Source organism: Streptomyces sp. NPDC058157 (assembly GCF_042884105.1).
Taxonomy (GTDB): domain Bacteria; phylum Actinomycetota; class Actinomycetes; order Streptomycetales; family Streptomycetaceae; genus Streptomyces.
On the sequence record NZ_JBHVUQ010000030.1, the window covers coordinates 43,604 to 56,163 of the forward strand.

The 12,560-nt window shown below is 71.9% G+C and carries 10 protein-coding genes; all 10 read left to right on the plus strand.

The features are described 5' to 3' along the window. Window positions 1-145: 145 nt before the first annotated feature. Complete coding sequence (locus tag ACFVXK_RS10735) at window positions 146-1,165, plus strand: rod shape-determining protein (protein ID WP_008738981.1); 1,020 nt, start codon at window positions 146-148, stop codon at window positions 1,163-1,165. A gap of 165 nt (window positions 1,166-1,330) precedes the next feature. Then, window positions 1,331-2,278, plus strand: a complete 948-nt coding sequence (gene mreC / locus ACFVXK_RS10740; RefSeq protein WP_389611145.1) for a rod shape-determining protein MreC — start codon at window positions 1,331-1,333, stop codon at window positions 2,276-2,278. A 12-nt stretch (window positions 2,279-2,290) separates the two neighbouring features. Then, a complete protein-coding gene (gene mreD / locus ACFVXK_RS10745; RefSeq protein WP_389611146.1) occupies window positions 2,291-2,995 on the plus strand; it encodes a rod shape-determining protein MreD in 705 nt (234 codons plus the stop codon). A 13-nt stretch (window positions 2,996-3,008) separates the two neighbouring features. Further along, window positions 3,009-5,183 (plus strand): penicillin-binding protein 2, encoded by a 2,175-nt coding sequence (gene mrdA / locus ACFVXK_RS10750; protein ID WP_389611147.1) that lies wholly within the window; start codon window positions 3,009-3,011, stop codon window positions 5,181-5,183. Window positions 5,184-5,189: 6 nt separating this feature from the next. After that, the gene (gene rodA / locus ACFVXK_RS10755) at window positions 5,190-6,389 is read left to right on the plus strand and encodes a rod shape-determining protein RodA (RefSeq protein ID WP_389611148.1); all 1,200 of its coding nucleotides are present in this window, start codon (window positions 5,190-5,192) and stop codon (window positions 6,387-6,389) included. Window positions 6,390-6,468: 79 nt separating this feature from the next. Beyond that, on the plus strand, window positions 6,469-8,148 hold the full coding sequence (locus ACFVXK_RS10760) for a CHAD domain-containing protein (RefSeq protein WP_389611149.1): 1,680 nt from the start codon (window positions 6,469-6,471) through the stop codon (window positions 8,146-8,148). 72 nt (window positions 8,149-8,220) lie between these two features. Continuing rightward, on the plus strand, window positions 8,221-10,146 hold the full coding sequence (locus tag ACFVXK_RS10765; RefSeq protein WP_389611150.1) for a TIGR03960 family B12-binding radical SAM protein: 1,926 nt from the start codon (window positions 8,221-8,223) through the stop codon (window positions 10,144-10,146). Between the two features lie 139 nt (window positions 10,147-10,285). Next, complete coding sequence (locus tag ACFVXK_RS10770; RefSeq protein ID WP_389611151.1) at window positions 10,286-11,140, plus strand: hypothetical protein; 855 nt, start codon at window positions 10,286-10,288, stop codon at window positions 11,138-11,140. Between the two features lie 224 nt (window positions 11,141-11,364). After that, on the plus strand, window positions 11,365-12,144 hold the full coding sequence (locus ACFVXK_RS10775; RefSeq protein WP_389611153.1) for a TIGR03936 family radical SAM-associated protein: 780 nt from the start codon (window positions 11,365-11,367) through the stop codon (window positions 12,142-12,144). Window positions 12,145-12,378: 234 nt separating this feature from the next. Continuing rightward, window positions 12,379-12,560 (plus strand): hypothetical protein (locus ACFVXK_RS10780; protein WP_389611152.1); only part of this gene is annotated, 182 nt, incomplete at its 3' end.

Sequence of the window (12,560 nt, forward strand, 5' to 3'; positions counted from 1 at the left end):
CGGGATTGCCGGAGTCCCGTCGCGCGATGTCCGTACCTGCGGCACTACGATGGGGCCTCCACCCACACACCCACCTCGCCGACCTGACAGCAGCCGCTATCAACTGGAAGGCCAGACGCTCCTCATGGGGAACAAGGGGAACAACATGTCGTTCATCGGCCGTGACATGGCGATCGACCTCGGGACCGCCAACACGCTGGTGTACGTGAGGGGCCGGGGAATCGTCCTGAACGAGCCGTCCGTGGTCGCCATCAACACGAACACCGGCGGCATCCTGGCGGTCGGCTCCGAGGCGAAGAAGATGATCGGGCGCACGCCCGGCAACATCGTCGCCGTACGCCCCCTCAAGGACGGCGTGATCGCCGACTTCGAGATCACCGAGCGGATGCTCCGGTACTTCATCCTCAAGATCCACAAGCGTCGCTACCTGGCGCGCCCGCGCGTGGTGGTCTGCGTGCCCTCCGGCATCACCGGAGTGGAGCGCCGCGCCGTCATCGAGGCGTCCACGCAGGCCGGCGCCCGCCAGGTGCACATCATCGAGGAGCCCATGGCCGCCGCCATCGGCTCGGGCCTGCCCGTCCACGAGGCCACCGGCAACATGGTCGTGGACATCGGCGGCGGCACCACCGAGGTCGCCGTCATCTCCCTCGGCGGAATCGTCACGGCGCAGTCCATCCGGGTGGCCGGCGACGAGCTGGACAACGCGATCATCCAGCACATCAAGAAGGAGTACTCGCTCCTCCTCGGCGAGCGCACCGCCGAACAGATCAAGATCACCATCGGGTCGGCGTACGACCTCGACAAGGACGAGCACACCGAGATCCGCGGCCGCGACCTGGTCTCGGGCCTGCCCAAGACCGTGGTCATCTCCGCGGCCGAGGTGCGCAAGGCCATCGAGGAGCCCGTCAACGCCATCGTCGACGCGGTCAAGACCACCCTGGACAAGTGCCCGCCGGAGCTCTCCGGCGACATCATGGACCGCGGCATCGTGCTCACCGGCGGCGGCGCCCTGCTGCGCGGCCTCGACGAGCGGCTGCGCCGCGAGACCGGCATGCCGATCCACATCGCCGAGGACCCCCTCGACTCCGTGGCCCTCGGCTCCGGCAAGTGCGTCGAGGAGTTCGAGGCCCTCCAGCAGGTCCTGGACGCCCAGCCCCGGCGGTGATCAAACCCCCGTAACGGGGCATGCGGAACACAAGGATCCGCCGTACGGGTGCTGCCGCGCCCGTGCGGCGGATCGTTGATATACAGGCACAGTCCGGTGCCGCACCGGCCCCGCCGGAACGGTTCCGCCGCACGAGTTTCTACGAGGAAGGCACGGCCGCCGCACGTGAGGGACACACGAGAGAGCCGGCTGCTCCTGGTACTGCTGATCGCCATCGCGTTCGCGCTGATCACGGTGGACATCAGAGCGGGAGAGGCTTCGCCGGTCGACGGCGCCCGGCGGGCCGCCGCCGCCGTCTTCGGCCCCGTCGAGGAGGGCGTCGCGACCGCCGTGGACCCGGTCGCCAACGCCATAGGGGCCGTCCGCGACTCCGACAAGCGCCACAACCGGATCACGGACCTGGAACGCGAGAACACCGCCCTGAAGCTCAAGCTGGGCAGTGACGACCGGACCCGCAGCCGCGTCCACGAGCTGGACGAGATGCTCAAGCGGGCCGGCGCCGGGCAGTACGGCATCAAGGGCGCCGAGGTCATCGGGATAGGAGCGGCCCAGGGCTTCTCCTGGACCGTCACCATCGACGCCGGCAGCAAGGACGGCATCGAGCGCGACATGACCGTCCTCAACGGGGACGGACTCGTCGGCCGCGTCGCCACCGTCGGCCCCGACACCTCCACCGTCGTCCTCGCCAACGACCCCGGCTTCACCGTCGGCACCCGGCTGGAGAAGACCGGCGAACTGGGCTTCGCCACCGGCCAGGGCGACCGCGCCCTCTCCGTCCAGATGCTCAACGGCCGCGCCAAGATCAACCCCGGCGACCGGCTCGTCACCTTCGGCTCCCGCGCCAACAAGCCCTTCGTCCCGGGGGTCCCGATCGGCGAGGTCGTCAAGGTCGACCCCTCCCGCGGCGACCTGACCCGCACCGTCTGGGTCCGCCCCTTCGTCGGCTTCTCCCGCCTCGACATCGTCGGCGTCGTCGTGATGCCCCCGCGCGAGGACCCCCGCGACTCCGTCCTGCCGCCCAAGCCCGAGCCGCCCAAGCCCATCCCGACGGTCACCGTCACGGTCACCCCGTCCCCCTCCGCCAGCGTCTCCGGCAAGCCGGCCGACGAGTAGGAGCTGACCGCCATGCGCATCAACCGGATCCTGCTCGCGGGCTCGCTCGTCTCCGTCGCCCTCGTCATCCAGGTCACCGTCCTCGGCCGGCTCCAGCTGCCCGGAGCCGTCCCCGACCTGGTCCTGCTGACCGTCGTCGCCCTCGCCCTGGTCTACGGGCACGTCAGCGGAGCCCTCATCGGCTTCACCGCCGGCCTGCTCACCGACCTCGCCCCGCCCGCCGACCACGCCGCCGGACGGTACGCCCTCGTCCTGTGCCTCGTCGGCTACCTCGTGGGCCTCGTCCGCCCCGACAACGGCCGCTTCCGCTCCGCCTGGGGGCCGATGCTCACCGTCGTGGCCGCCGCGATCGGCTCCACCCTCCTCTACGCGGGCGTCGGCGCCCTCGTCGGCGACACCGCCGCCCGCCACGTGGGCCTGGTCGGACTGCTGTTCACCGCGACCCTCTACGACCTGCTGCTCGCCCCGTTCACGGTGCCGTTCATCATGGCCCTCGCCCGCAAGGCGGAGAACGACCCGATGGCCGTCGAGGCCAACGGCGGGCCCCCGCAGGGCAAGGACGTCGCCTCCGGCTGGCTGGCCGGCGGCACCGGGCTGCGCATCGGCAGCCAGCGCGGCGGCCTGCGGATGATGACCGCGCGCGGCCGCGCCAACCGGGCCGGCCGCATAAAGGGCGTCAAAGGTGTCAAGGGCGTGAAGAGCGTCAGGAAGCTGTGACGGGGGAGCACCAGTGACCAACATTCCGGAGACCGGCCGCACCCCACGGGTGCAGATCCGGCTCGTCATCCTCCAGGTGCTCGTCTTCTCGCTGCTGCTCACCCTCTTCGGGCGGCTGTGGTACCTGCAGATCCGCAACGGCAAGGAATACTCCGACGAGGCCAAGAACAACCACGTCCAGCAGGTCGTCCAGCCCGCCGTCCGCGGCTCCATCCTCGACGCCCGCGGCATCCCCCTCGCCGACAACGAGACCCGCCTCGTCGTCTCCGCCAGCCGCACCGAGCTGATGAAGATAAAGGACAAGGGCAAGGACGTACTGACCCGCCTCGCCGGGGTGCTGGACATGAAGCCGCAGGACGTCATGGACAAGGTCCGGCTCTGCGACTCCAAGACCCCCCAGCCCTGCTGGAACGGTTCCCCCTACCAGCCGATCCCGGTCACCCTCGAGGCCACCACCCAGCAGGCCCTGCAGATCCGCGAACGCCCCGAGGACTTCCCCGGCATCACCGCCGAACCCACCGCCGTACGCCGCTACCCGGGCCCCGGCGGCTCCAACACCGGCCAGGTCCTCGGCTACCTCTCCCCGGTCACCGACGACGAGATCGTCAAGGCCAAGAACACCAACTCGCCGTTCCTGCGCTCCGACCAGGTCGGCCGCTTCGGCATCGAACGCACCTACGACAAGCAGCTGCGCGGCAAGTCCGGCGTCACCCGCTACGAGGTCGACAACCTCGGCCGCGTCATCGGCCAGGCCGAGAACGACCCCGCCGTGCCCGGCGCCAACCTCGTCACCAGCATCGACGCCCGCGTCCAGGGCGTCGCCGAGTACGAGCTCAACGCCGCCATGGTCGAGGCCCGCAAGCAGATCGACCGCAACACCGGCGTCCCCTACAAGGCCGACGCGGGTGCCGTCGTCGTCCTCGAATCCAAGACCGGCCGGGTCGTCGCCATGGCCTCGAACCCCACCTACGACCCCAATGTCTGGGTCGGCGGGATCTCCGGCAAGGACTACGCCAAGCTCACCGCCAAGGAGTCCAACGTCCCGCTGATGAACCGGGCGATCCAGGGCCAGGCCGCCCCCGGCTCCATCTTCAAGGTCATCCCCACCACCGCCGCCGTCAACGCCGGATACCCGTTCGACGGCAGCTACCCCTGCCCCAGCTCGTACTCCATCGGCGGCCAGGTCTTCAAGAACTTCGAGTCCCAGGGCCACGGCAACATCACCCTCGGCCAGGCCCTGGAAGTCTCCTGCGACACCGTCTTCTACGCCCTCGGCCACCAGCAGTGGCTCAAGGACGGCGGCCTGCACCCCATCAAGAACCCGGCGCAGATCTTCTACAAGACCGCCCACCAGTTCGGCCTCGGCGCCGAGACCCACGTCGACCTCCCCGGCGAGGAGAAGGGCCGCGTCCCCGACCGCGAGTGGAAGCAGCGGTTCTGGGAGGCCAACAAGGACCAGTGGTGCAAGACCGGCAAGAAGGGCGGCACCTACGTGGAGCTGCTCTCCTACGAGAACTGCCTCGAAGGCAACCTCATGCGCGCCGGTGACGCCGTCAACTACTCCATCGGCCAGGGCGACACCCTCGTGACCCCCATCCAGATGGCCACCATCTACGCCGCCATCTCCAACGGCGGCACCCTGTGGAACCCGACCATCGGCAAGGCGGTCGTCAGCGCCGACGGCAAGAAGGTCGAGGAGATCAAGCCGCAGGCCCACGGCAAGCTGCCCATGGACGAGAAGACCAGGCAGCAGATAAGCGAGGCACTGGAGGGCGTCGCCACCCGCGGCACCGCCGCCTGGCGCTTCGGCGGCTGGCCGCAGAAGCAGATCCCCATGCACGCCAAGACCGGCACCGCCGAGGTCTACGGCAAGCAGACCACCTCCTGGTTCGCCACCTACACCGACGACTACACCATCGTCATGACCATCTCCCAGGGCGGCACCGGCTCCGGCGCCTCCGGCCCCGCCGTGCGCAACATCTACAACGCCATCTACGGCCTCGACATGTCCGGCAAGCAGGACCTCTCCAAGGCCCTGCTCCCCAAGCCCGAGGCCGGCCTGCCCGCCATCCAGCCGGACGGCTCCATCGACGCCCCCGAGATCAGGCCGTACGTGCCGCCGTCCCCCGAGGACGTACCGCCCGCCCTCGCCGGCCCGCCGGCCCCGCCCGCGCACAAGCAGGACTGAGGCCCGATGCAGACCGCCAACAAGTTCTCCGTCTCCCGGTACGCGCCCGAGCGCGGAGCCGTGGCCAAGCTGACCGCGAGGGACTCCGTCCTGCGCCGGCTCGACTGGCCGATACTGCTGTCCGCGCTCGCCCTGTCCTTCCTCGGCGCGCTGCTGGTGTGGTCGGCCACCCGCAACCGCACCACCCTCAACCAGGGCGACCCGTACTACTTCCTGACCCGGCACGCCATGAACACCGGCATCGGGCTCGTGCTGATGATCGGCACCGTCTGGCTGGGCCACCGCACCTTGCGCGGAGCCGTGCCGATCCTCTACGGGCTCTCCCTGGTGCTCGTCCTGGCGGTGCTCACCCCGCTCGGCTCGACCATCAACGGCGCCCACGCCTGGATCGTCATCGGCGGCGGCTTCTCGCTCCAGCCCGGCGAGTTCGTCAAGATCACCATCATCCTGGGCATGGCCATGCTGCTCGCCGCCCGGGTGGACGCCGGCGACCTCGAACACCCCGACCACCGCACGGTGGTCAAGGCCCTGTGCCTGGCCGCCGCCCCCATGGGCATCGTCATGCTGATGCCCGACCTCGGCTCCGTCATGGTCATGGTCGTCATCGTGCTCGGCGTCTTGCTCGCCTCCGGCGCCTCCAACCGCTGGGTCGTCGGCCTGCTCGCCTCCGGCGCCGCCGGAGCCGTCCTGATCTGGCAGCTCGGCGTCCTCGACGAGTACCAGATCAACCGCTTCGCCGCCTTCGCCAACCCCGAGCTCGACCCCGCCGGCGTCGGCTACAACACCAACCAGGCGCGCATCGCCATCGGCTCCGGCGGCCTCCTCGGCTCCGGCCTCTTCAAGGGCTCCCAGACCACCGGCCAGTTCGTCCCCGAGCAGCAGACCGACTTCGTCTTCACCGTCGCGGGCGAGGAGCTCGGCTTCGTCGGCGCCGGACTGATCCTGGTCCTGCTCGGCGTCATCCTCTGGCGGGCCTGCGTGATCGCCCGCGAGACCACCGAGCTGTACGGGACCATCGTCTGCGCCGGGATCATCGCCTGGTTCGCCTTCCAGGCCTTCGAGAACATCGGCATGACCCTCGGCATCATGCCCGTCGCCGGCCTGCCGCTGCCCTTCGTCTCCTACGGAGGCTCCTCGATGTTCGCCGTCTGGGTGGCCGTCGGGCTGCTCCAGTCGATAAGGGTGCAGCGCCCGATGTCGGCCTGAACGGGGCGCCGCGCCGGCCGCTTCACGCCGCCGTGCGCAGCGCCCTGCCACCGCCCCGGATCAGGACTAGATTCGATCCATGGCGGACACCCAGCGCGAGATCGAGCGGAAATTCGAGTTCACCGGGGGTCAGGGGAGCGGCGGGAGTTCCGGGAGCCGCGGCGAGCGGGCCCGGCAGGGCGGCAAGACGGCCGGGAAGACGGCCGGGAAGACGGCCGGGGACGCGGCCGGGAAGGCGACCGCGGAGGCGGCCGGGAAGGCGACCGCGGAGGCGCCCGGCAAGAAGGGCGGGGCCGGCCGGCCGCGGCTGCCCGACCTCACCGGGACCGCCGGCATCGCCTCCGTCCACGACCGCGGCACCGCCCGCCTCGACGCCGTCTACTACGACACCCCCGGCCTGGCCCTCGCCGCCGACGGCCTGACCCTGCGCCGCCGCACCGGCGGCGAGGACGCCGGCTGGCACCTCAAACTCCCCGTCGCCCCCGGCACCCGCGACGAGGTCCACGCCCCCCTCTCCGACACCCTCCCGCCGGACCTCGCCGCCCTCGCCCGCTCCCGCACCCGCCGCTCCGGCCTCGAACCCCAGGTCCGCCTCAGCTCCGAACGCCACACCCGCGACCTCCTCGCCGCCGACGGCACCCTCCTCGCCCGGCTGTGCACCGACACCGTCCGCGCCGAACGCGGACCGGCCGCCACCGCCTGGACCGAGGTCGAGGTGGAACTCGCCGACGGCGCCGACCCCGCCCTCCTCGACGCCGTCACCGACCGCTTCGCCGAGGCCGGCCTGCGCGTCAGCGACGCCCCCTCCAAGCTCGCCCGCGCCCTCACCGCCACCGGCGCCCCGCCCCCCGCCCGCCCCGGCCACGACCCCGCCGACCGGACGGCGGGCGCGCACGTCCTGGCGTACGTGCGTCGGCAGCGGGACGCCCTCGTCGCCCAGGACCCCGCCGTCCGCCGCGACCTGCCCGACTCCGTCCACCGGATGCGCGTCGCCACCCGCCGGCTGCGCAGCACCCTCGCCACCCACCGCAAGGTCCTCGACCGCGCCGCCACCGACCCCGTCCGCGACGAGCTGCGCTGGCTCGGCGCCGAACTCGGCGCCGACCGCGACCGCGAAGTACTCCTCGAACTGCTGCGCGCCCGGCTCGGGGAACTCCCTCCCGGCCTGCGCCTGGGCCCCGTCCGCGACCGGCTGCGCGCCTGGAACGCCCTGCGCCGCAAGCGCACCCGCCGCCGCGCGGTCGCCGCCCTCGACAGCGACCGCTACCTGGCCCTCCTGGACTCCGTCGACGCCCTCCTCGCCCACCCGCCCCTGCGCCCCGCCGCCGCCCGCCCCGCGACCCGGCAGCTGTCCAAGGCAGTCCTGCGCGACTGGGACCGCCTCGCCGACCGCGTCGGCGCCGCCCTCGCCCTCGACCCGGGCGAGGAGCGCGACCGCGCCCTCCACGAGGCCCGCAAGGCCGCCAAGCGCGCCCGCTACGCCGCCGAGGCGGCCGCCCCCGCCCTCGGCGGACCCGCCCGCAAGCTGGCCAAGGCCGCCAAGAAGGTCCAGGGCCTGCTCGGCGACCACCAGGACGGGGTCGTGGCCCGCGAGGCCCTGCTCGGCCTCGGCGCCCAGGCGGCCGACGCGGGGGAGTCCGCGTTCACCTGGGGGCTGCTCCACGGCCGCGAGGAAGGCCGGTCCGCCCGCCTGGAACAGCGGCTTCCGGCCATCTGGGCCAAGGCCGCCCGCCGGAGGTCGAAGACCGCCCTGAAATGATCACGTGGAGAAGGGCGGCCGGGCCTCAAGGTACGCTAGAGAGTCGCCCCCTGCCCGCTTCACGAAAGTCGCGTGATGTCCGAGTCGGTCTTCCCACAGCTCGAAGCTCTGCTCCCGCATGTGCAGAAGCCCATCCAGTACGTCGGCGGTGAACTGAACTCCACCGTCAAGGACTGGGACGCGTGTGACGTCCGCTGGGCGCTCATGTACCCGGACGCGTACGAGGTGGGTCTGCCCAACCAGGGCGTCATGATCCTCTACGAGGTACTGAACGAGCGCGAGGGCGTCCTGGCCGAGCGCACCTACTCGGTGTGGCCCGACCTGGAAGCCCTGATGCGCGAGCACCAGGTGCCGCAGTTCACCGTCGACAGCCACCGCCCGGTCTCGGCCTTCGACGTGTTCGGCCTGTCCTTCTCCACGGAGCTGGGCTACACGAACATGCTCACGGCCCTGGACCTCGCGGGCATCCCGCTGGAGGCGAAGGACCGTACGGTCGACCACCCCATCGTCCTCGCGGGCGGCCACGCGGCCTTCAACCCCGAGCCGATCGCGGACTTCATCGACGCGGCGATCATCGGCGACGGCGAGCAGGCCGTCCTCGACATGACCGAGATCATCCGCACCTGGAAGGCCGAGGGCCGTCCGGGCGGGCGCGAGGAGGTCCTCCTGCGCCTCGCGAAGACCGGCAGCGTCTACATCCCGGGCTTCTACGACGTGGAGTACCTGGAGGACGGCCGCATCGGCCGTGTCGTGCCCAACCGCTCCGGCGTTCCGTGGCGCGTCTCCAAGCACACGGTCATGGACCTCGACGAGTGGCCCTACCCCAAGCAGCCGCTGGTCCCGCTCGCCGAGACGGTCCACGAGCGGATGTCCGTCGAGATCTTCCGCGGCTGCACCCGCGGCTGCCGTTTCTGCCAGGCCGGCATGATCACGCGCCCCGTGCGGGAGCGAAGCATCACCGGCATCGGCGAGATGGTCGAGAAGGGCCTGAAGGCCACCGGCTTCGAAGAGGTCGGCCTGCTCTCCCTCTCCTCCGCGGACCACACCGAGATCGCGGACATCGCCAAGGGCCTCGCGGACCGCTACACGGACGACAAGATCGGCCTCTCGCTGCCCTCGACCCGCGTGGACGCGTTCAACGTGGACCTGGCCAACGAGCTGACCCGCAACGGGCGCCGCTCCGGTCTGACCTTCGCCCCCGAGGGCGGCTCCGAGCGCATGCGCAAGGTCATCAACAAGATGGTCTCGGAAGAGGACCTGATCCGCACCGTCGCCACCGCCTACGGCAACGGCTGGCGCCAGGTGAAGCTGTACTTCATGTGCGGCCTGCCGACGGAGACCGACGAGGACGTCCTGCAGATCGCCGACATGGCGATCAACGTCATCGCCAAGGGCCGCGAGGTCTCGGGCCAGAACGACATCCGCTGCACGGTGTCGATCGGCGGTTTCGTCCCCAAGCCGCACACCCCGTTCCAGTGGGCCCCGCAGCTCTCCGCCGAGGAGACCGACGCCCGCCTGACCAAGCTGCGCGACAAGATCCGCGGCGACAAGAAGTACGGCCGCTCCATCGGCTTCCGCTACCACGACGGCAAGCCGGGCATCGTCGAGGGCCTGCTCTCGCGCGGTGACCGCCGCATCGGCGACGTGATCCGCGCGGTCTACGAGGACGGCGGCCGCTTCGACGGCTGGCGCGAGCACTTCTCGTACGACCGCTGGATGCAGGCGGCGGAGAAGGCCCTGCCCGCCCACGGCGTGGACGTGGCCTGGTACACCACCCGCGAGCGCACCTACGAGGAGGTGCTCCCCTGGGACCACCTCGACTCCGGCCTCGACAAGGACTGGCTGTGGGAGGACTGGCAGGACGCCCTCGACGAGACCGAGGTCGAGGACTGCCGCTGGACCCCGTGCTTCGACTGCGGCGTGTGCCCGCAGATGGACACCCAGATCCAGATCGGCCCCACCGGCAAGAAGCTGCTGCCGCTGTCGGTCGTGAAGTGACCTGAGCCGCTCGGGACATGCCCCCCACCGGGAACGGTGGGGGGCATGTCCGTCTCCGGGCCGGGCCGGGCCGGGATCGATCGGCTGAATCTGCGGGGCCCCGCGCAACGGAGCGGGGCGTTCTGCTGTCCTTAGCGGCATGGAGAACGAGAGGCCGCAGGCCGCGCAGGGTGGGGACGGGTGTCTGGCCGGGATCGTCAGGGTGCCCGTGAAGGTCGTGGCCGTGCTGGTGGTGCTGCCCGTGCGGATGGTGTGGGACCTGCTCGTGTTCTGCGCGCGGGCCGCCGGACGGCACGTGCTCGCCCCGCTGGGCAACGCCCTCGGGTGGGGGCTCGTGCGGCTCTGGCGGTACCTGCTCAAGCCGCTCGCCCTCGTCCTCTTCTACTGGCCCTGGGTGGGGCTGTGGCGGTACGTCGCCGCGCCCGTCGGGAGCGCGGTGTACCGGTACCTGCTGCGGCCCGTCGGGCTGGCGGCCGCCTGGGTGGTGCTGGCGTTCGGGCGGTACGTGCTCGCGCCCGTGGGCGCCGGCCTCGGATGGGTGCTGCGTGACCTCGTCGCCCCGCCGCTGACCTGGCTCTACCGCCAGGTGCTCACCCCGCTCGGACACGGGGTGCGGTGGCTGGTGCGGGGGGTCTGCCTGCTGGTGTTCGTCTGGCCCTGGGTGGGGCTGTGGCGGTACGCCGTCCTGCCGCTCGGGCGCGGGACGGCCTGGGTGGTGGTCCACGGGATCGTGCCGCCCCTCGTCTTCCTCGTCCGCGAGGTCCTCGCGCCCGCCTGGCACCTCGCCGGCCGGATCACCCGGGCCCTCGGACGCGGCCTGCGGTGGCTGTGGCGCGGCTGCGTCGCCCGCCCGCTCGCCTGGGCCAACCGCCACGTGGCCACCCCCGTCGGGCGCGCGCTGCGCCAGGTGTGGCGGGCCGCCCGCACCGCGGTGGGGGAGGCCCGGGCCGAGGTGCGGCGGGCGATCTTCGGCACGGGCGCCCCCACCCGGTAGCCGGGGGAGGCCCGCCCGGGAACCGGCGAGGTCACGGGCGCGTACTCTGGGTAGTACGACAGCCGCCGACGCGGCACCCGCTGCCGAGATCTCCCCGCCCCGCCGGCGGGGGTGAGCCGGACGGGTCGACAGACCTCAGGGCGGCGCGCGAGCCGCGACGCCCCGCACAAGGAGAAGAACCACTGGGCAAGCGACAGCCCGAAGGCCCGCCCCCCGCACCGGTGGTGCAGCGCATCCGACTGCGCTACACCAAGCGTGGCCGCCTCCGGTTCACCAGCCACCGAGACTTCCAGCGCGCCTTCGAGCGCGCCCTGCGCCGCGCCGAGGTACCCATGGCGTACTCGGCCGGCTTCACCCCCCACCCCCGCGTCTCGTACGCGAACGCCGCGCCGACCGGCACCGGCAGCGAGGCGGAGTACCTGGAGATCGCCCTCGCCGCGCCCCGCGACCCCGAGACGCTGCGCAAGCTGCTCGACGAGTCGATGCCGCTCGGCCTCGACATCGTCGACGCCGTCGAGGCCCGCACCTCCGGGCTCGCGGACCGGCTGACGGCCTCGATCTGGGAGCTGCGCCTGGAGGGCGTCGAGCCCGCCGAGGCCCAGCGCGCGGTGGAGGCGTTCCTCGCCGCCGAGACGGTCGAGGTGCAGCGCCGGACCAAGAACGGGATGCGCACGTTCGACACCCGCGGCGCGGTCGTGAGCCTCGAGGCGCTTCCTGCCCAGGTTGATAGGCCTCTGGACAATGCCTGTGCGATACTGCGGCTGGTTGTTCGGCATTTGACACCTGCCGTGCGACCCGACGACGTCCTGTCCGGTCTTCACGCTGTGGCCGACCTGGCGCCGCCGGTCCCCGCTGCGGTGACCAGGCTGGCGCAGGGGCTCTTCGACGAGGAGTCCGGCACGGTGACCGACCCGCTCGCGCCCGACCGCGAGGCCGACACGGCCGCCCCACCCACGGCCGCCGTGGACGCCGACGCGAAGGCGCCGGAAGGTCCCGCCGCGTAGGGATCGTCGTCGTCGCGCCGCCCTGGAACTCGGGAGCCACCTGGGTCGGGCAGCGCACTGACCTGAAGACTTCCGCCAGGCCGTACGGACAAGACGTACGGAACCGGCGGCCATGGACTACAGCTCCCGTGTGGCGAACGCGCCCCGGAGGCCGGCTCCGCGTTCTTCGCGCGGAGCCGTGCCGGACCGGACGTCAGCCGCGGCGCCCGGGAGCGTGACGGGAGAACCGCCCGCATGCTCGAGAACGAGAACGAGAACACCCCCGCCGCCGGTAACGGCAGCCCCAGCGACAACCTGCCCCCGCGCAGGCGCCGCCGCGCGGCTTCCCGGCCGGCCGGTCCGCCCGGCGGCGCCGCCGAGGCGCCCGCCGCCGAGACCGCGGCCGCTCCTGAGCCCGCCGTCGCGGAGGAGGCCCC

Excerpts from the sequence above, each read along its gene's own strand:
- rodA (WP_389611148.1), top strand. The coding sequence starts at position 5,190 with ATGCAGACCGCCAACAAGTTCTCCGTCTCCCGGTACGCGCCCGAGCGC.
- ACFVXK_RS10770 (WP_389611151.1), top strand. The coding sequence starts at position 10,286 with ATGGAGAACGAGAGGCCGCAGGCCGCGCAGGGTGGGGACGGGTGTCTG.
- ACFVXK_RS10735 (WP_008738981.1), top strand. The coding sequence starts at position 146 with ATGTCGTTCATCGGCCGTGACATGGCGATCGACCTCGGGACCGCCAAC.
- ACFVXK_RS10760 (WP_389611149.1), top strand. The coding sequence starts at position 6,469 with ATGGCGGACACCCAGCGCGAGATCGAGCGGAAATTCGAGTTCACCGGG.
- mreD (WP_389611146.1), top strand. The coding sequence starts at position 2,291 with ATGCGCATCAACCGGATCCTGCTCGCGGGCTCGCTCGTCTCCGTCGCC.